The organism is Kordiimonas laminariae, assembly GCF_023008165.1.
GTDB classification, from domain to species: Bacteria; Pseudomonadota; Alphaproteobacteria; order Sphingomonadales; family Kordiimonadaceae; genus Kordiimonas; species Kordiimonas laminariae.
On sequence record NZ_JAKQZA010000005.1, the window covers coordinates 104946 to 125103 of the forward strand.

The following is a 20158-nucleotide window of genomic DNA, read 5'->3' on the forward strand; positions in this document are numbered from 1 at the left end:
CTGATAGCGATACAGCTTATCCTCTAAAAACGGAATCTTCTTGACTCCTTACCGCGCGCCAGATAAACAGCGCGCGGCGAAAGAGCCGGCCTGCCTTCTGTTTGAACGCTTTCCGAAGGATTATTCAGGCCAGAAAGAACGAAGTTTCCGCGTGATGTCACGCTACCCATTTGATTTGAACGGTCAGCCGTTCCCCTCATCAGGTTAAGGAAAAAGCGTTCCCGCCACATTGTTAAAAGTTTTGACCTGCAGCAGGAGCCTGTAGGCCTTGACCTATTGATTGGAAATAGAATGACCAAATTTGCTGAGCTTGGCCTGAGCGCGCCGATTCTTGATGCGCTGACTCGCCTTGAGTTCGAAAATGCTACTGAAATTCAGGCAGCATCAATCCCACATCTTCATGAAGGCCACGATCTTACGGGTATTGCACAAACAGGTAGCGGTAAAACAGCTGCGTTTGTAATCCCCGCGCTTGAGCGTATCCTGCAGAAAGAAGAACGTGCGAAACCAGGTATGCCGCGTGCGCTTATCCTTGCACCAACCCGCGAGCTTGCTATCCAGATCACTGAAACGGTAAAGGAACTGTCTTCCTGCATGCGCGCCAGCTGCTGCACTATTTATGGCGGTGCCCCATACCGCACGCAGACGCACATCCTGCGCCGCGGTGTTGACATTCTTGTGGCAACTCCTGGCCGCCTCAAGGACCATATGAAGCGTGAAAACATCTTCCTTGATGAAGTTGAATATTTCGTTCTCGATGAAGCTGACCGCATGCTGGATATGGGGTTCATTGATGATGTACGTGATATTGCGAAACAAATCCGTGGCTATCACCAATCTATCATGTTCTCTGCAACCATGAACCCGCGCATCCGCGACCTTGCAGAAACACTTCTGAACGAACCAGTGAATGTTGAAGTTGCCACACAGGCAACCATTGCTGATAATCTTTCACACTCGGTTATGTATGTGCCTGGCCACCAGAAGAAAGACCTTCTTCTACACATGCTGGAAACCAAACAGCCTCATAAATCACTCGTATTTGTTCGCACTAAAAAAGATGCTGAAGAATATTGTGAATTCCTCAAAGAAGAAGGGTTCACAGCTGATACACTCCATGGTGATAAGGTTCAGAAAATCCGCCAGCGCACCATCCGTGATTTTAAAGCAGATAAGTTTGATTTCCTTGTGGCAACAGATGTTGCAGCACGTGGGCTTGATGTGAAAGATATCACGCACGTTTTCAACATTGATGTACCGGTTGATCCTGAGAGTTATGTACACCGTATTGGCCGTACCGCTCGCGGCGGTGCCCACGGCGAAGCTTATACATTCTGTGGCAAGAATGACATGGGTAAACTGCGTGCCGTTGAAGCTCTTATTAAAATGGAAATCTGGGTTGATGCAGATCACCCATACCCACTGACTTTCAACAAATCTAAAACCAAACGCGGTGATTTCCTCAAATCACGCGGTAAAGGCAAACCGGGTGATCGCAGAGGCCGCAGTGATAACCGTGGTGACCGTGGCGGCAGAAACGATCGCCCACGTCGTGATCGGGATGATCGCCCTCAACGCCGAGATAGAGATGAGTTCTCAGCTCGCGGTGAACGTAATAGCCGTCCAAACCGTGATGAACGCCCTCGTCGCGATAGAGACGATCGCCGTCCACAGCGTAGAGACCGTGAAGACTATAATGCGCGCAGTGACCGTAATGAATGGTCAGACCGCCCTCGCCGCGATAGAGACGACCGTCCACAACGCAGAGAACGTGGTGACTATAGCGCACGCAGCGACCGCAACGATTGGTCAGACCGTCCACGCCGTGACAGAGATGATCGTCCTCAACGCAGAGATCGGGATGACCGTCCGCAACGCGACAATTGGAAAAGCGAAAAACCACGTCGCGAACGGGAAGATCGCCCACAGCGTCGCAATCGTGATGAACGTAAAGAACGTGGCAGCTGGGATGAAAAACCAGCCTTCCGTAAAGCACGGGATGACCGTGACGAACGTAAACCACGCGGTGAAAGAACAGAGCGTTCTGAACGCCCAAATCGCAGCGAGACGCCTGAAGTTAAGAAAGACAAGAATTTCGGCAAGCCAAACAGCAAAGCGAAAGCAAAGGTTAAAGGTGGTAAACGCCCTGCAGTTGCCGCACGTAAGGCCGCAAAGAAAGCAGCAGCGATGAAAAGCAGCACACCACGCCGCGGCGCTGCAAGAAACGCTGGCGGTAATCAACCGCTGCGCCGTCGTGGATAATAATCCTAAGTTTACCTAAGGTTTATTGCCTAAACGAATAACATGCCTAGTATGATGTTCATGAAACATCTGCTAGGCATTTTTATATCTTCGTCCATCGTGGCTGGCGCCGCGCTGGCCTCCGATTCCATTATCTATGAAACAGAGAAGGCTTTTGACCGCAGTCAGGCTCTTAGGGGCGAAGGCGTTGCGGCATTTCGCACGGGTAATGTGGAACTTGCACTGGAAAAACTTCAAGCGGCGCTTAAAGAGCGGCCAAATCACCCGGTTCTTCTTAACTATCTTGCATATATTGGTGCACAGCAAAGCGATGAGGCCTTAACAAAACAAGCAGCAGAAGGCTTTTTAAAAGTTGGGCTACAGCCACCAGCAAACATTCTTGGCGCTATGGCAGAACGAACACCAGATAACAAAGCCCTGTATGATAAACTGAAGCAGTCCGGGGCCTCAAAAGGCAAGCCAGAAATTGCTTTTACCGTTGGTACTGAAGCTGGTTTGGTTGAAGGTGTGGCGATCAAAGATGCCTCAACTGCTTTCCTGTCTACTGTGGCAACTGGCACCATCTTTAAAAAGGAAAATGATACGCTCATTCCTTTCTTTAAAGCGACGGAGTTAGGAGCCAGAAATTTCTTTGGTATTGCGTACAGTAAAAACACCGATAGCCTGTTTGCAACATACGCTACTCTTGATAATTACGAATGCGGAACAAATTGCCCTACTGGGGTAATTGAGCTTGATGCCACCACTGGCAAGCTACGCAGAAATGCCTTTATAGATTCAAATAAGAAACAGCCACACCAAATTGCAGATATCGTCATAGGGCCTGATGATGAGGTTCTTTTAAGCGATGCCCAAGGTAAAGCAGTTTATAAGTTGAAAGACGACAAGCTTGACGAGATAGAAGCCCTCCCAACCAGTATGAGCCCACAAGGTATTGTGAAACTGGGTAATGGTGACATTCTTGTTGCAGATTATGGCCGGGGTATCTGGCTTCTGAAAAATGGTAAAAAGCAATTACTCGGCACACCTGATAATTTGATGCTGATTGGCCTTGATGGTCTGTATCTTAAGAATGGTAAACTGATTGCGATCCAAAACGGTACCAACCCAAACCGCATTTTATCACTCACTCTTGCAAATGATCTTAGCCATATCAAAAGCTATGAAATTATGGTGCAAGGATCAGAGGTCATGACGGAGCCCACATTAGGTACATTCTACAAAGATAGCTTCTATTTCGTCGGTAACAGCCAATGGGCCAAATACCCGAACGGACACAATATCAAAGAAGGTATGCAACAAGAACCAACGAACATCGCCAAGATTAGATATTAATTTGCAACAACATAAAAAGTTGTGCCGCGCAATATGTGTGAATATTCGGCGATATTGATAGGGTAACCTATACGAAAAAAGAAGGGGGAGTATGTTTCAACCCACATGCTTTCCCCTGTGGGCATTTTAACCTGAATACGCCGAAGCCCATTACTGTCTTCTACATCTTCAAGAGCTATTACCTCAGCTTTAACGGTTACAACAAGTTTAGGCGGCAGGTTATAGAAATAAAAATAGGCGAGAACCCCCAGAAACACAGCAAAACCGATAATCCTCAGCACTAGCCCCTCTCCCTCCACTCACTCTCAAAAGCTTGTGTAATACAATATTTGCTTTCCTTGAAGCTTCTGGGTTAACTGAAACGGGAGGACGAGTCATTGAATAAAATCGTGAAATCAATACTTAAGCTAAGCGCCTTTGCGGTAGTAGGTGCTGTTATCGGAGCAAGTGCCGCCGCCTTTGCTGATTTCCAAATGCCTGATCTGGGATTAAGTAAAACGGTTACAGTTATTTCCTTAATTCTGGCGATACCAATTGGTTTATTCACCTCTATTTTGTTTCACGAACTCGGCCATATGCTTTTTGGTGTGCTGGCTGGAATGAAAGCTCATGCATTTATCGTAGGCCCCTTTCAGTGGACCTTCGAAGACAACAGACGCCTACCATCATTTGAGTTAACAGCAAGCTTCAATGGCGGCATGGCGCTCTGCAAACCGTCCAGCCCTGATGCACCTGCCCGAGAATTTACACTGTTGATCATCGGCGGACCTGTTGCCTCTTTCCTGTTAACCGGGGTTTGCATATTGGCTCTTCCTTATACAGATCCGGTCACAACGATATTCCTTGGTATGACCGCTGGTATTTCGTTCTTTCTCGGAACCGTGAATCTTTACCCGCAAACCATCGGCAACCTTCATACAGATGGGGGCAGGCTTTTAATCAACCTCAAAGGCGGAAAGAAAGCTGCGGAAATGAACGCTCAAGTCCAGATGTCCAGCTATCTGTTTACGCCGGGGTCACCAAAGGATTGGCCTGAAACACTCATTAAAACATTACAAAACGCAGAAGAACACAGCCCTGAATGGTTGGCCGGGCAATATTATGGTTATACTTTATCGGTACTTAACCAAAATTGGAAAGAGGCGCGCACGTATCTGGACAAACTTTTGGAAAAAATAGAGGACAGGCCAGCCTACGAACAGGTTTCTTACCAACAAGAAGAGGGGCTTTTTCTTGCCATCAGTACATTCGATTTTGAAGCGGCAAAGGCGAAACTGAATCTGAGAGAGAAAACACTTTTCACATCAAAGCATACCAAAGAAATCTATCATGCTATTCACTACGTTGCAGATGCTAATTATGAAGATGCTCTATTAAGCCTGCAAAAAGCTGAAGATTTAATTCCTCAAGGCCACTTTAAAGGTTTGAGGGAGCTTTCTGAAATAGAGATTAAGATTATTAGAGGGTATATTGAAGAACAACGAAAAGCTGCTTAGCTAAGTTCTTCCAGCGCCCACCGGGCTGCATCCACCACTTCTTCCGCATCATCCGCCAAGAGCGTTCTAACTTGAGGCAAATATGCTTTATTTGCGCTATTTCCAATGGCGTAAAGCACGTTGCGTACAAACCTGTCCCGCCCAATACGCTTAATTGGGCTGCCGGAAAACACTTCCCTGAATGATTTGTCGTCTAAGCCAACTAAATCACCTAATTCGGGGGCATTAAGTTCCACACGAGCATGGAAAGCTGCTTCAGAAGAAGCTTGGGCAAACTTATTCCAGGGGCATGCAGCCAAACAATCATCACAGCCATAAATGCGGTTGCCCATCGGTTTGCGAAATTCTTCCGGAATGGGCCCTTTATGCTCAATCGTCAGGTAACTGATACAGCGGGCGGCATCCAGTTCATAAGGTTGCGGGAAAGCATCTGTCGGGCATGCAGCAATGCAGGCAGAACAACTACCGCACTGATCCCTGTGAGGGTTATCTGCCGGCAATTCCATATCCGTGTAGATAGCACCAAGGAACACCCAGCTACCAAATTCTGGCGATACCATGTTAGTATGCTTACCCTGCCAGCCAAGGCCCGCAGCAGCCGCAAGCGGCTTTTCCGGCACCGGGGCTGTATCCACAAACACTTTTAAATCACAGTTAAATTCTGGCACAATCCAACGGGCAAAGGCCTTAAGCCGCTTCTTTACCAGATCATGATAGTCCTTACCGCGCGCATAAACAGAAATATTTGCGCGATCTTTTTTGTCCAAAAGTAAACGCGGGTCATCTTTTGGTCCATAATTGACCGACAACATAATGACCGATTTAGCTTCTGGCCACAGATTTTGCGGATGCTCACGTTGATGCATACGTTCAGCCATCCACTCCATGGAAGCATAACGTTTCAGTTCAACAAATTTTCTAAAGCCTGCAATAATTTGCTCAGAAGTAGCTGCTTCCGTGATCCCGAATTGATCAAAGCCGAGCTCAAATGCTTTTGCTTCAAGCCGCTGGCGGATATCTGCATCCGCCGACATATCAGAAATCCAGTTCGGAATAATGCTCAGCAGGTGCTAAGCCATTGATTTTGTCAGATAAAAGCGACCGTACAGACCGGCGGCACTTCACGCGCATATACCATTCTTTTACCTGCGGCCATTCCTGCCAATAGATATTACCAAAATAATCCGCCACAGAGATATGCGCCGCTGCTGCCGCATCCGCCATGGTGAACTGGCTACCGGCTAGATAATGCCTACGCTCCACAAGAAACGAAACATATTTCAGGTGGGTTTTGAGGTTATGGGCCGCACAGCGAATTGCCTGCGAATCCGGCTCGCCCATACCAAAGAAACGCTTATAGAGCTTTTCCTGCACCAAATGGCGCGTCACTTCAGAACCAAGCTTGGTATGAAACCAACCCACAAGCCGCCGGGTTTCATAGCGTTCATCAGCATCACCAAACAGCATTGGTGGTTCAGGTACGATTTCTTCAAGGAATTCAGCGATTGCCATTACGCCTGAATAAGCTTTGCCATCATCCATCACCAGAACCGGAACTTCACCGGCGGGGTTAAGCGCCAAAAACTGGGGCCTGCGCTCCCACTCTTTTTCAATGCGCAACGTGAAATCAATGCGCTTTTCACTAAGAAGCACACGAACAAAACGGGCGGCAGGACTGAGCCAGTGATGATAAAGTACGGGCATAATCGGTATTTGTAATCAGTATGGATTAATAGAAACTAAAAGCAGTTTAGAACTAAAAATTCCAAAAGGAAATATCTAGTCGCCTGCTTTTGTTCTTAGCCCTATAAATACTAAAAATAAAGCCCAGAAAATATGGAAAAGCCCGGAAAAACCGGGCTTCACACATTTATGCGATATTTGCCTCAGCGGCGCTATCATCCGTTACCGGATGATCAAGCTTATCAATCATTTCCTTTGGCACCACCTGCCAGAAGTTTTGGAGCTTCGTTTCCCAGTTTGAAAGGATAGTTGCCCCCCAGCGGGAATGGGTCTCGCGGGTATGTTCTTCAATGGCAGCCTTGAGATCAGCTTCCCAATGAGCTGAAGACAAACGGTTATAAAGAAGGCTTTCGGTATTAATGTGTTCTTCAAATTTACCATCTTCATCATAAACAAAAGCCATACCACCCGTCATTCCGGCACCGAAATTATCCCCAACAGCACCAAGGATGATGGCTTTACCGCCTGTCATATATTCACAGCCGTTCGCCCCGCAGCCTTCAACTACCACAGTTGCGCCAGAATTGCGCACAGCGAAACGCTCACCCGCCTGGCCTGCTGCAAACAGCTTTCCTGACGTAGCACCATAAAGAACCGTGTTACCGATGATGGTATTAGATTGCGAATTAAATGATGCCCGATTTGACGGCCGTACAACAATAGTACCGCCAGAAAGACCTTTACCCACATAATCATTGGCATCACCCGCCACCTCAATCTTAAGGCCCTGCACCGCAAACGCCCCAAGGGACTGCCCAGCAGAACCGCGCAAACGCACGGTCACATGATCAGGCTTCAAGCCTGTCATACCAAAATGCTGGGTGATCTCGCTTGAGAAACGGGTTCCAATAGCCCTCAGCGTATTCTGTACACTGTAGGTAAGCTGCATCTTCTCACCTTTGCTGAATACAGCTTTCGCATCCTCAAGCATCTGCGCATCAAGCGTATCCGGCACTTCATTGCGGCCTTCAAGGGTACAGATGCTTTGGTGGTTCCTGCCACCTACCTGCACAAGGAGCGGGTTCAAATCCAGATCATCAAGGTGATCCGCACCGCGACTTACCTGATGAAGAAGATCCGTACGGCCAATGATATCATCCAGCTTCTCGACGCCAAGTTCAGCGAGAATTTCTCGGGTTTCCTCGGCAATAAAGCTGAAGAGATTCACTACTTTCTCTGGCGTGCCATCAAATTTGGCACGCAGCTTTTCATCTTGCGTACACACGCCAACCGGGCAGGTGTTTGAATGGCACTGACGCACCATAATACAGCCCATTGCAACGAGCGAAGCCGTGCCTACACCGTATTCTTCAGCGCCCAGCATCGCGGCTATCACAACATCACGGCCGGTTTTAATTCCGCCGTCTGTGCGGAGCTTCACCCGGTGACGCAGTCCATTCAGTGTCAGAACCTGGTTAACCTCTGCAAGGCCAATTTCCCAAGGGGTGCCAGCATATTTAATACTGGTTTGCGGGCTTGCACCTGTGCCGCCGTTATGGCCCGAAATCAGGATGACATCCGCATGCGCTTTCGCAACACCCGCTGCGATCGTACCAATCCCCGCGGAAGACACCAGCTTCACACACACCTGAGCGCGCGGGTTGATCTGCTTCAAATCATAAATCAGCTGTGCCAGATCTTCGATGGAATAAATATCGTGGTGTGGCGGCGGTGAAATAAGCGTTACGCCCGGTGTTGAATGCCGTAGTTTCGCAATCATCTCGGTTACTTTAAAGCCAGGCAACTGCCCGCCCTCACCGGGTTTTGCACCTTGCGCCACTTTAATTTCAAGCTCTTCACAGGCGTTCAGATACTCAGCCGTTACACCAAAACGACCAGAAGCAATCTGCTTAATCGGGCTGTTGGCGTTATCACCATTTTCATAAGGCGTATAACGTTTGCTATCCTCTCCGCCTTCACCAGAAACAGACTTGGCACCAATACGGTTCATCGCAATGGCCAGCGTTTCGTGTGCTTCCACTGAAAGCGCCCCAAGTGACATACCCGGCGTGATAAAACGTTTCCTGATCTGGGTGATCGATTCCACGGTATCAAGCGCTGTACCTTCCTCTGGCCTGCGGAAATCAAGGAGATCACGCAAGTTCACAGGCGGCATTGCTGCAAGACCCTTGGAATAGGTCAGATACTTGGAATAATTGTCTGACCCCACCGCGCTCTGAAGTAAGTGAATAAGCTGGCCATCATGGCTGTGCACTTCTTCACCACGGCGGAAGCGGTAGAGGCCACCAATTGGCAGAACCTGTTTGCTGCTTTCAAAGGCTTTCGCATGTTGTTCCAGCACTTTCTGCTGAACACCCACAAGACCAATCCCAGAGATTTTGGTTGGCATACCCGGGAAAAACTCTGCCACCAAAGAGCGAGACAGCCCTAGCGCCTCAAAGTTATTGCCGCCACGATAGCTGGAGATAATGGAAATGCCCATCTTAGACATGATCTTTAGAAGGCCTTGATCAATAGCTTCTGTAGCGCGCACCACACATTCAGTGAGATCATAATCACCAAACAGCCCCTTTGCCTGCCGTTCGGCAATCATATCCTGCGCAAGGTAAGCATTTACAGTGGTCGCGCCTGCACCAATAAGCACAGCAAAATAATGCGGATCAAGACACTCAGACGAGCGAACATTCAAACTTGTAAAGGTTCTAAGCCCTTCACCAACCAGATAAGTATGAAGGCCACCTGTCGCAAGAATCATCGGCACAGGTGCACGTTCCGCACTGATGTTTTCATCGGTCAGGAACAAATGGCCCCTGCCTTCGCGCACTGCATCTTCTGCTTCACGGCGAATACGGTTCAGCGCTTCACGTAGCGCCCCCTGCCCACCGTTTACATCAAACGTACAGTCGATTACCTCAGCTTCATCACCAAAGTGAGAAATAAGTGTTTTCCATTCCCGGTTTGAAACCACAGGACTATCAAGCACAATAGCGCCTGCCTGCGTATGGCCTTCATCAAGCACGTTCGCAAAGTTACCGAAACGGGTTTTAAGGCTCATCACCCGGCTTTCACGCAAACTATCAATCGGCGGGTTAGTTACCTGTGAGAAATTCTGGCGGAAATAATGTGAAAGGTTCCGGTACTGGCTTGAAAGAACCGCAAGCGGGGTATCATCCCCCATTGAACCAATAGCTTCCTTGGCTGTCATCACCTGCGGCTGAAGGATCAGCTCAAGATCTTCATGGGTGAAGCCAGCAGCAATTTGCCTGCGGCGCAGGTCTTCCCCCTCATAAGACGGGAATTCTTCACCCCGGTAGCCCGGCAGATCATCAATCCCCCGAAGATCATTTACCCAATCCTCAAACGGCTGTGATGCGGCAAGCTCATCCTTAACCTCACCGTCGTGGTAGAACTTACCTTCCTGAAGATCGAGCGCCACCATCTGTCCTGGGCCAAGGCGGCCTTTCTCTAACACATCATCTTCGTCCACAACAACCATACCGGTTTCTGAACCAACGATAAGGAAGCCATCCTTGGTAACCGTAAAGCGCATTGGGCGTAGGCCATTCCGGTCCACCGCCGCCATAATCCAGCGGCCATCTGTAGCTGCAAGCGCGGCCGGGCCATCCCACGGCTCCATCACACTGTTGGTGTAGGCATACATATCCCGGTGGGCTTTCGGCATGCTTTCCTTGTTGGACCAGGCCTCAGGCACCAGCATAGTTTTTGCCATCGGTGCATTTCGGCCTGCGCGCACCATCACTTCAAACACCGCATCAAGGGCGGCACTATCAGATGCCCCTTTTGGTACCACTGGCTTGATATCTTCAGAACTATCACCAAAAGCGATAGACGCCATCCTGATCTGGTGGCTTTTCATCCAGTTCACATTACCCCGGATGGTATTGATCTCACCATTATGAGCAAGCATACGGAACGGCTGCGCAAGCCACCACTGCGGGAAAGTGTTTGTTGAATAACGCTGGTGATAAATCGCGTAGCTGGAGGTATATTTCTCGTCCTGCAGATCAGGATAGAAAACAGATAACTGCTCCGCGAGAAACAAGCCTTTGTAAATCACATTCCGGCAGGAAAGCGAACACATGTAGAAATCACCTACCTGTGCAGCCACCACCGCACGTTCAATCCGGCGGCGGATGATATAAAGCTCACGCTCAAAAGTTTCATCATCCACGCCTTTAGAATTAGCGATCATGATCTGCTCGATTTCAGGGCGGGTTGCCTCTGCTTTCTCACCGATCACAGAAATATCCACTGGCACCTGACGCCAGCCGTAAATTGTATATCCGAACTTCAGGATTTCTGTTTCTACGATTGTGCGGCACGTTTCCTGCGCAGAAAGATCAACCCTCGGCAAGAAGGCCATGCCAACAGCCAAGCGACCAGCAGATGGCTCATGGCCTGTGGCACGCACATGCTCTTTGAAAAATTCCTGCGGGATTTCAAGCATAATGCCTGCGCCGTCACCGGTTTTACCGTCAGCATCAACCGCACCCCGGTGCCAGATCGCACGAAGCGCTTCAATACCGCGCAATACAACGTCGCGAGAAGCTTTTCCGTCCATCGCGGCAACAAGACCAACTCCACAGCTGCTGCGCTCATCCTCTGGGTTATAAAGCCCGATTGGGCCCGGAACATGTTCATTATAACTATTCATTGTCTGGCCCTCGATTATGCTGCGTCTTGCTGTTTTGCAGTGAGATAGGATTTGATGTTTTCAGCGGCATCACAGCCATCACGGATCGCCCACACCACAAGAGATGCACCGCGCACAATATCGCCAGCCGCGAACACACCCGGCAGGTTGGTCATCATGGATGCATGATCAACGGTTACCGTACCCCAGCGGGTTACCCGCAACTCTGGCGATCCAAAGAGCGCTGGCAGATCTTCAGGCTCAAACCCAAGGGCGAGGATCGCAAGATCACAATCAATATTGAAAGTGCTATCCGGCACAGGCTCAGGTGCTTGTCTGCCTGTGGCATCCGGCGCGCCGAGACGCATACGGTATGCCCGCACAGCTTCAACATTTTCACCGCCAAGGAAAGCTTCAGGGCCGCAAAGCCACTCAAATTCCACACCTTCTTCCTCGGCGTTTTGCACTTCGCGTACACTGCCCGGCATATTTGCGCGGTCACGGCGGTAAAGGCATTTTACTGATTTCGCCCCCTGGCGAACAGCAGTACGCACACAGTCCATCGCCGTATCTCCACCGCCGATAACCACAACATTTTTGCCTTCAGCGTTTAAGGCACCGCTTTCATATTCTGGTACACTGTCACCAAAACCAACTTTGTTGGAGGCTGTAAGATAATCAAGCGCTTCCCGAATATTACCAAGGCCGACACCTGGAGCTTTCAGGCCGCGCGCGCGGTAGACACCGGTGGCGATCAAAAGCGCATCATGTTTCTCGCGAAGTTCAGAAAGCGTTGCTTCCCGGCCAATTTCATAATCGAGATGAAAGGTGATGCCTGATTGCTCTAACCGCCCTGTTCTGCGGCCAACCACATCTTTTTCAAGCTTGAAACCCGGGATACCGTATACCAGCAACCCGCCTGCACGGTCATGCCTGTCATAGATATGTACCTGAAAGCCATCTTTTCTGAGCTCTTCAGCGGCAGCGAGGCCAGCGGGACCAGCACCAATAATGCCGATGCTTTCTTTGCGTTCAGCCGCTGGTGTAATAGGCTTGATCCAACCATTTTCCCACGCGGTATCTGCAATATATTTCTCAACACTGCCGATGGTAACGCTATCAAAATCCTTCTCAATAACGCAGTTACCTTCACAGAGGCGGTCCTGCGGGCAGATACGGCCGCAAATTTCAGGCATATTGTTTGTGCTGGATGCCATTTCGTATGCATCCTCAAGGCGGCCTTCTGCTGTCAGGCGCAACCAATCAGGAATGTTATTCCCTAGCGGACAATGGATATGGCAGAAAGGCACGCCACACTGGGAACAACGGCTCGCCTGTTCTTTCGCGCCTTCCGTATCAAACTCATCATAAATTTCATCAAAATCAGCTTTACGATCACCTGCCGTACGCTTGGTTGGCATTTGCTGGTTAATCGAAACAAATTTTAAAAGGTCGTCGGCCATGATCATCCCTTTTCCTGACAGTCACGAAAGGGCGCTCGGCCATAAGATGGAACATCTTTCAAGGTCGGCTGAAATGGCGCCACAGTTTCGTGAAATAATCGTGCTTACGAATCTATTTGTACGCACTATATGTTCAATTCTTGGAAATATCACTAAAAAAATTGCATTTAGGTCAATGTGACTGACCAATTAAAACCTACATCATTGGTTTCCAACAGCTTGTTAAGGAAAAATTAGGTATTTTTAGTACCGATTTGATACTAAATTGTTCCTCGCGCGAAAAATCAAGGCCTGATATATGTGGTTTTATTCTTTTAATCCTTACTCAGGAGCCTAGCGTGACCGCCCTTCAGCTCTTTATTCTTGCCCTCGTACAAGGCATCACAGAATTCCTGCCGATCAGCTCCTCTGGGCATTTGATTTTAATCCCCGCCCTCACAGGCTGGGCTGATCAGGGTGCAATGATGGATGTGGCTGTGCATGTAGGCACGCTCACCGCTGTGCTTCTCTATTTCAGGCAGGATACAAAGGGCCTTACGCTTGCGGGGCTTGGCAGTATCGGGATCGCCCCCGCCCGCCGTGCTGTTGAAGGCACACTTTACATGAAGTTATTCTGGGGGCTGATTATCGGCACCATTCCAATGGTGATTGTCGGCGGCCTGATGGTAGCCACAGGCGTGAATGATATACTACGCACCGCAGAGGTGATCGCCTTCACTTCTATTTTCTTCGGTATCCTTCTTTATATCGCAGACAAAAAGGGAGCGACTGAGAAAACCATGGAGCGTATGGCCATTAAGCCCGCGCTGATGATTGGTGTTGCACAGGTTTTTGCGCTTATCCCCGGCACCAGCCGCGCTGGTGTTACCATGACAATGGCCCGCTATCTGGGCTTCACTCGGCAGGAAGCAGCTCGCTTTTCCATGCTGCTTTCCATTCCTGCGATTATCGCCTCAGGTGCCGCCACTGCCCTTGATGCGTTTGAAGAAACAAGCAGCCAGCAGTGGGTGGATGCAGGGATTGCCGCAGGTCTCGCATGCCTCACGGCCCTAGCTGCTATCCATTTCCTGATGAAATGGTTAGAGCGTGCCAACATGACCATCTTTGTGGTCTACCGCGTTCTCTTAGGCATTATCCTTTTTGGCCTTATTGGTACGGGATATATCAACTGATCCCTGCCTCGCATAGAGAGTAATCTGAGGCTATCCGTCCTAATTTAAAACTCTATAACCACCTCATGAAATGGCGTGGTATAGCCCGTGTTATATGCAAGCTTCCTGATTCTCAATCATTACAAGCCTTGCTATTTTGCATGATCTGTGTTCTACGCTGCCGAAATGCTGTGTGTAGAAGATTTACATCAGCGGCATAAAATTCTCGACACTGGTCTTAAGATTACTGCCTTGAATAGCCAATTTTGGCACATAATATACTGGCAGTTGATCTACACTAGCTCCCAAAAATAAGCGCCTGAAATGCTATCATGTTGATAGCATAGAATGATTGCAGGCCGATTGAAGAGACTATTTGACCAATTTCCAAGATCTCGGCTTAGCCGACCCTATCCTGAAAGCCGTTAATACAGCAGGATATAGAACACCAACACCAATCCAACGTGATGTTATTCCTGCTATAAATGCTGGCAAGGATGTGATTGGCATTGCCCAAACGGGAACCGGGAAAACTGCGTCCTTTGTTTTGCCTATTCTTAATAAGATAGCGGGTACCAGGAAAAAAATCTGGCCAAAAACATGCGGCGCACTCATTCTCACGCCAACGCGAGAACTGGCACAACAAATTGCCGAAGGTATCAAAACTTATAGCACGTTCATGAAAGTCAGCGCTCCGGTTATTGTTGGTGGTGTCAGCTCTAAACCCCAGATAAAGGCCTGCGCGCGTGGTGTTGATATTATTGTCGCCACCCCTGGTAGATTGCTTGACCTTATAGAAGCGGATGCTATTCGTCTTGATCAAACATTTCAGGTGATCGCAGATGAAGCAGACCAAATGATGGATATGGGTTTTCTGCCCGCCATCCGTAAAATCATGCAGGCGCTCCCGAAAAAACGCCAGACAGTTCTCTTGTCCGCAACCATGCCACCTAAAATTCGCAGCTTGGCAAAAGATTTTATGTATAAGCCAACTGAAATCTCCGTTGCCCCAGCTTCAAAACCAATTGACCGTATTACTCAAACAGTAAAACGTGTTGAAAAAGCTGCAAAGAAAGCCGCGCTTCTGGAAATCCTCTCAGATAAAGATGTCTCGAAAACAGTTGTCTTTACCCGAACGAAACACGGAGCGAACAAACTGGCTGTTTACCTTGATAAAGCGGGATACCCCGCCCTTGCTATACATGGTAACAAAAGCCAGTCTCAGCGGGAAAAAAGTTTGGCAAGCTTCAGAGCTGGAAAAACCAAAATTCTCGTCGCCACTGATATTGCTGCCCGCGGTATTGATATTGATGATGTATCACACGTTGTTAATTTTGAGCTTCCAAATGTTGCAGAATCGTATGTTCACCGTATTGGCCGAACAGCCCGTGCCGGCAGAAACGGCATTGCCATATCCTTCTGTGACCCTTCGGAAATGGAATATCTTCGCGATATTGAAAAGCTAACGGGCCAAAGCCTATTGCCCGGCTCACCGCGTGAAACCCAAAAACGCCGGAAGCCGCGACCATCAGGGAATTCAGGGAAAAAGAAAAATTCGGCGGCCTTACGAAAGGCGCGCGCTAACCAAAAAGGTAAACAGCCCTCTAAACACAAGGCACGCAAAAACCAACAAAAAACGCGAAAACCGGAGGGCGGTATGCCCAACGACGGACTGATGCGCACGCTTGGTAAGAGCAAACCTCAATCGGCTGCTGCTTAGTAATTAGTACCCACATTAGTTTTAAAATAGTTTGTAAAATAAAAGGAAATACAAATGACTACAGGAACAGTTAAATGGTTCAACAGCACTAAAGGCTACGGTTTTATCGCACCTGACGATGGTTCTGCTGACGTGTTTGTTCACATCAGTGCTGTTGAACGTTCTGGCCTACAAGGTCTGAACGAAGGTGATGCAATTGGATTTGAAATCCGCGTTGACGAAGCACGCGGCAAATCTTCTGCTGAAAACCTTCAGCTACAGTAAATGCTATTGGTGAGGCAGCAATGCCTCACCGCTTTTATGATCTACCACTAACTACCCCCCCTGAGCCTTAAACTGAAACATCATATGCTTTAGCTTTACCAGCGGTATTTTTGTCATAGACTGTATTGTACAATCCATCTTTCAGGGACTTTGCTCCACCAAGGGTTAAATATGCCGGCCGGTCTTCTTCTGGCAGCATATCGAGAAGGTCATCCACCTGCGCATTACGGAGATAGGATTTAATCTCCGCTACATCTTGCGTTGGCAAACTTTGTAACAGTCTTTCATAGGCCATCAGGCCGCGTTTTTCATAATATACCCGGTGAGGTCCTTGATACCAGCAATCAAACGCGCGGCGGGCGGCTTCGGGTTCTGGCATACTGTCTATATCGGCAGCGTAGGCACGCGCTAGCTTGCCCCAATCAAGGGACGAGAGTGCCCCCAGCCATGCCGCATCATAACCTGCTTCCTTAAGGCGCCATGAAGCTCGAATTGCTTCCACTTCTGCCATTGCTTCAAGGAAACAGGTAACGCGCACTCTGCTTTCAGCATCCAGCATGATAGGAATTTTACCCTCCACCTGCATAGAATTCAGATAAAGACTGCGTTGATCCTGCCAGAAATGCATCAGTTCATGGAGGAAGTAGTGAGCCTGCTGCACACCGCCATAACGGGCGCTGAAAGTAAACCGTGCCTTCAGTTTCCCCGCAGCCTTGAGCGTATTTAAAGCTTCTGTAGGGTCACCTTCTTTTTTGAGTTTGATGGTATGAGGAATATAGGCACCGCTACGGCCGTAAAAACGGTGTTTGATATCATAACCGCTAGCTTCCAGCTCATCCACAATACGGCTGAAAAAAGCATCTTTCCGCACGAGACCAAACAACCACTTGGTTTTCTCAGTACCCGGCATCAGCACATACTGCATATAATGCTTCAGGCGTGATTTACCGTGAACGCTATAAGATAAGTTTTCTGCGCGTAGCATATCGCCGCCCATCACCTGCATTATTTCATCATGGGGAAAACCGTATGGTTTTAACCCGTTAATGTAAATGCCCAATGCTGGAAACCGGAAGGTTAAGGCGGCACCCATATAATACCGCCTAAATATTTGATGTTTCATGTGAAACGCCAAGGTGTTTTAACCAAAAGCACCTGCTTTCAGGGCAATCAAACCACTAAGCGTAAGGACCAGATCATAGGCTTTTTCGATTTCATCGAAAATCTGGCTATGCACTTTGCCGTACCCCGATGATGCACCTGATTTATAGGTAGATTCTTCACCAAATACATCGTCATCGCTTTGGGGGGGCGCTTCGGGGAAAATCTTCCTCAATTGCTCAAGCGTATCCGGCACTTCAAGGTGCAGCATCTCAACAAGCAGCTCCTCAAGTGAGAAATCAAAGCGCGTACTAAAGCGCGGGATTTCCATCGCCTTCATGAAGATATACTGGATAAGACCAATCCTGATCTGGTGAAATTCAAACAGTTCGCTATCCACACCTTCATCAAGAATAGTGAGGGCTGCATCATCCGTTAGGCAATCCGTAAGCATACCCGCATCCCGGCGAAGATCACGAATACAGGCATCCACCGTATCACTTTCAAAAAGCCCTTCCATAATACCAGACAAGCGGCGGAGCTGTTCCCGCTGTTTCCCAGAGTCCGTTTCATCGCAGCGATCAAGCCAGTAACCGGGGCTAAGGAGTTTGGCATAAGCTTCAATCACCCCCACATCCGAGCGTGCGAGCGCATTGAGCGCCATATTAGTGATCATCTGCAGACGGTTGCTTTCACCGCGAATACGGTTGAATTTATCAGGCGAGAGACCGATGGCCGTGCCGAGCCCTGCGCAGCTGTTCGCCAGGTAACCAAGCTGCTGCAGAACCGCATTATGTGGGATCGCTCTAATTTGCGAGATACGCTCAAGCCGCTGGTGCACCGCACCACCGCTTTGGCGGCGAAGAGACCGCGAACCGGTTGGGAACAAAAGGCTGCGACCAATGCTGTCAATCAGGCGTACATAGCCTTTGTTATCCGTAAGCGTGTTTTGATATTCCACGAGTGTGAGGAAGAAATCCAGTGCCCAGCCCCGCTCTTCATAAAGCTTGTCATCGTCAGCCGAATAACTGTCAAACCGCACTTCAAGAAAATCCGTAAGGGTTGCGAGCGCGGTTTCTTCCGCTAGGAACCAGAGAAAACCTTCACCACCCTGGAAGCTTACTTCATGCTTTTCTGCCTGCTTTAATTCAGACAGCCACTGCCGCACCCGTGGTGGGTGAGTATATAGGAACCGCTTCTTCAGGCTTTCAGGGAATGCACCACGGCCAATAGATTCGCCGTGAGTATCAAAGAACAATAGCTGCACATCACCGAGCCCGCGCTGTTTCCAGAGCCTTACCACCCGCAGTTTGAAGCGCTCAATGGCAAGTGACGCCGCCGGTTGACCGATATAGCGCCCGGAATCAGAGAAACCAAGCTGGATACAGAAACGGCCCTGCTGCTTGATGTAAGCGAGGAAATGCGGGTTATCCAGCACTTCAGCAATCACACGGTCACCACGTTCAAGCCCGATGGCTGTTTCAAAAAGCGGGGAGATTTCAACGTGATCATCCACCCCAAACAGTTTGGCATAATAAAGTGCGGTCAGAAGTGTGAAAGGTGTGTCGGATTCGGCCACCAGCATGCGAATACGGGTTGCCGCATCAAAATGCTTCATAAACTGTGCCGCCAGCATAAACACCCTGCGCGCAGTTGTTTGCTCAGCAGCTAACGTACCGTAGTGGATAGACTGCTCTTCAACGCTATCCAGCTTTTCTGTAACAGCTGCAAGGAAATGGCGGCGCACAGCACTTTGATCAGGCGCGTTAGTCATCTGTAGCTCGTGACCAATAGCATTGTGGAGCTGCTGAGCATTCAAGCGAAAATGGATATGGGAAAGCCCCATGCCCACTGTACGCCATTCTGTATAGAGCGTGGCAGCAGCACGCCACATATCATGCGGCAAATCTGTTTTGAGAAGGTCTTCAAACGCGCTGTTAATCGCATCCTTGGCCTTTTCCTTACGAGACATGTTTTCCACCGCAAGCTGGTTCAGCTTCCCAAGCCCTGTGGGGCTTTCCTTATGGGCTTGCAGCGCTTGTTCGCCCGCTTCGAAGCATTTACGGAGTTCCTGAAAACCTGCAGTTACACGAGCGGCAGCATCAGCACCCTCACCACCATAAGGAAGCGAGCGGCACAAACTGAGGCATTCATCAAGGCCTGCCAGCGCGGAGCGGTAACGGAAAATAAGCCCCAAAGACCAATCAATATCAGTACGGCCATCAAGATCAAACCCAACCCAGCTCGCAACCGTCGCCACCCGTGGGCGCAGGTTTTTATAATCATCCGGGTAAAGTTCAGCGGCGCGATCAAAAACAACTTCATAGAAACGGCGGATAGAACGGCGAATATTTGAAACAGCAACCCGCGCATACTCAAGCTCTTCATAAAGCGTTGGGGAGGTTTGCGGCTGCACGCTATCAAGCGGCATATTTTCAGTGGCTTTTGCCGTATCCCCACCTTTTGCCAGCGCACAGAGATATTTCTCAGCATAAGCCCAGGCATCTGTTGAAAGCGAAAAAGTTGGATGCGCGGTTACTACAAGCCCAGCCACATCATCTTCGATTTTGGCTTTAAAAGCTTCAAAAGGCAGTTTAGCGCCCTTGTCATCCACACCAAGGCCATCAACCAGCGCTTCAAGGCGGGTAATATTTTTATCCGCCACCAGTTCTGTCCATTGGCTGGACATACGCTTTAACCGATCATCGAGGCAGCGACGGCCCCGATCTTTCAAATCTGCAGATAAATCTGCGAGCGTTTTTTCCCCACCAATCAGGCCTGAAGCTAAGCCATACGCTGCTGATAAATGTTGTCTTCTTGTTTCGCCTTTAAGCAAAGTTGCCTGTTCAGCCATGGTCAATTCCTCAACTCAATTGCTGCTAATAAATGATGAACTTTATGGTGGGGCGTATTTGTGTTTTTTTATATGCCGCTCGTATAAATTATGTTGCGCAAAATAGCAAGTATTCAGCAACATAATTTCAAAATACTATCATAAAAATATCATT

The 20158-nt window shown here is 48.9% G+C and carries 14 protein-coding genes; 7 read left to right on the forward strand and 7 right to left on the reverse strand.

What is annotated here, in order from left to right:
- Positions 1-40 precede the first annotated feature (40 nt).
- The 3 genes from MF542_RS11325 to MF542_RS11335 all read left to right on the forward strand — a co-directional run bounded on the left by MF542_RS11325 (position 41) and on the right by MF542_RS11335 (position 3597).
- Positions 41-208, forward strand: a complete 168-nt coding sequence (locus MF542_RS11325; RefSeq protein ID WP_247019343.1) for a hypothetical protein — start codon at positions 41-43, stop codon at positions 206-208.
- 83 nt (positions 209-291) lie between these two features.
- Positions 292-2262 carry a DEAD/DEAH box helicase gene (locus MF542_RS11330; protein WP_247019345.1) on the forward strand — a complete coding sequence of 657 codons (1971 nt, stop codon included), beginning with the start codon at positions 292-294 and terminating at the stop codon, positions 2260-2262.
- 60 nt (positions 2263-2322) lie between these two features.
- Positions 2323-3597, forward strand: a complete 1275-nt coding sequence (locus tag MF542_RS11335; RefSeq protein ID WP_247019347.1) for a tetratricopeptide repeat protein — start codon at positions 2323-2325, stop codon at positions 3595-3597.
- Here MF542_RS11335 and MF542_RS11340 read toward each other — a convergent pair.
- On the reverse strand, positions 3594-3878 hold the full coding sequence (locus MF542_RS11340) for a hypothetical protein (protein ID WP_247019349.1): 285 nt from the start codon (positions 3876-3878) through the stop codon (positions 3594-3596). The two genes, MF542_RS11335 and MF542_RS11340, sit on opposite strands and share 4 nt — an antisense overlap.
- Positions 3879-3974: 96 nt before the next feature.
- Between MF542_RS11340 and MF542_RS11345 the strand changes: the two genes are divergently transcribed.
- Positions 3975-5093, forward strand: a complete 1119-nt coding sequence (locus tag MF542_RS11345) for a M50 family metallopeptidase (RefSeq protein WP_247019351.1) — start codon at positions 3975-3977, stop codon at positions 5091-5093.
- Here MF542_RS11345 and queG read toward each other — a convergent pair.
- The 4 genes from queG to MF542_RS11365 form a co-directional block, all read right to left on the reverse strand.
- Complete coding sequence (gene queG / locus MF542_RS11350) at positions 5090-6127, reverse strand: tRNA epoxyqueuosine(34) reductase QueG (protein WP_247019353.1); 1038 nt, start codon at positions 6125-6127, stop codon at positions 5090-5092. The genes MF542_RS11345 and queG overlap by 4 nt on opposite strands.
- Before the next feature lies 1 nt (position 6128).
- Entirely contained in the window at positions 6129-6797 is a 669-nt protein-coding gene (locus MF542_RS11355) for a glutathione S-transferase family protein (RefSeq protein ID WP_247019355.1), read from the reverse strand.
- A 166-nt stretch (positions 6798-6963) separates the two neighbouring features.
- Entirely contained in the window at positions 6964-11472 is a 4509-nt protein-coding gene (gene gltB, locus MF542_RS11360) for a glutamate synthase large subunit (RefSeq protein ID WP_247019357.1), read from the reverse strand.
- A 14-nt stretch (positions 11473-11486) separates the two neighbouring features.
- Positions 11487-12914 (reverse strand): NAD(P)-dependent oxidoreductase, encoded by a 1428-nt coding sequence (locus MF542_RS11365; protein WP_247019359.1) that lies wholly within the window; start codon positions 12912-12914, stop codon positions 11487-11489.
- Between the two features lie 338 nt (positions 12915-13252).
- On the opposite strand from MF542_RS11365, the gene MF542_RS11370 reads away from it, so the two are divergent.
- From MF542_RS11370 to MF542_RS11380, 3 genes are all read left to right on the forward strand, one after another.
- The gene (locus tag MF542_RS11370) at positions 13253-14086 is read left to right on the forward strand and encodes an undecaprenyl-diphosphate phosphatase (RefSeq protein WP_247019361.1); all 834 of its coding nucleotides are present in this window, start codon (positions 13253-13255) and stop codon (positions 14084-14086) included.
- Positions 14087-14441: 355 nt separating this feature from the next.
- A complete protein-coding gene (locus tag MF542_RS11375) occupies positions 14442-15785 on the forward strand; it encodes a DEAD/DEAH box helicase (protein WP_247019363.1) in 1344 nt (447 codons plus the stop codon).
- Between the two features lie 54 nt (positions 15786-15839).
- Positions 15840-16049: a cold-shock protein gene (locus tag MF542_RS11380; RefSeq protein WP_247019365.1), complete on the forward strand. Its 210-nt coding sequence runs from the start codon at positions 15840-15842 to the stop codon at positions 16047-16049.
- A gap of 67 nt (positions 16050-16116) precedes the next feature.
- Here MF542_RS11380 and MF542_RS11385 read toward each other — a convergent pair whose 3' ends face one another.
- Together MF542_RS11385 and MF542_RS11390 are read right to left on the reverse strand one after the other, a co-directional pair.
- Complete coding sequence (locus tag MF542_RS11385; protein ID WP_247019367.1) at positions 16117-17142, reverse strand: DUF6782 family putative metallopeptidase; 1026 nt, start codon at positions 17140-17142, stop codon at positions 16117-16119.
- Positions 17143-17190: 48 nt separating this feature from the next.
- Complete coding sequence (locus MF542_RS11390) at positions 17191-20004, reverse strand: phosphoenolpyruvate carboxylase (protein ID WP_247019369.1); 2814 nt, start codon at positions 20002-20004, stop codon at positions 17191-17193.
- Between the last annotated feature and the right edge of the window lie 154 nt (positions 20005-20158).

Excerpts from the sequence above, each read along its gene's own strand:
- MF542_RS11365 (WP_247019359.1), bottom strand. The coding sequence starts at position 12,914 with ATGGCCGACGACCTTTTAAAATTTGTTTCGATTAACCAGCAAATGCCA.
- queG (WP_247019353.1), bottom strand. The coding sequence starts at position 6,127 with ATGTCGGCGGATGCAGATATCCGCCAGCGGCTTGAAGCAAAAGCATTT.
- gltB (WP_247019357.1), bottom strand. The coding sequence starts at position 11,472 with ATGAATAGTTATAATGAACATGTTCCGGGCCCAATCGGGCTTTATAAC.
- MF542_RS11335 (WP_247019347.1), top strand. The coding sequence starts at position 2,323 with ATGAAACATCTGCTAGGCATTTTTATATCTTCGTCCATCGTGGCTGGC.
- MF542_RS11355 (WP_247019355.1), bottom strand. The coding sequence starts at position 6,797 with ATGCCCGTACTTTATCATCACTGGCTCAGTCCTGCCGCCCGTTTTGTT.
- MF542_RS11390 (WP_247019369.1), bottom strand. The coding sequence starts at position 20,004 with ATGGCTGAACAGGCAACTTTGCTTAAAGGCGAAACAAGAAGACAACAT.
- MF542_RS11330 (WP_247019345.1), top strand. The coding sequence starts at position 292 with ATGACCAAATTTGCTGAGCTTGGCCTGAGCGCGCCGATTCTTGATGCG.
- MF542_RS11385 (WP_247019367.1), bottom strand. The coding sequence starts at position 17,142 with ATGGGTGCCGCCTTAACCTTCCGGTTTCCAGCATTGGGCATTTACATT.
- MF542_RS11380 (WP_247019365.1), top strand. The coding sequence starts at position 15,840 with ATGACTACAGGAACAGTTAAATGGTTCAACAGCACTAAAGGCTACGGT.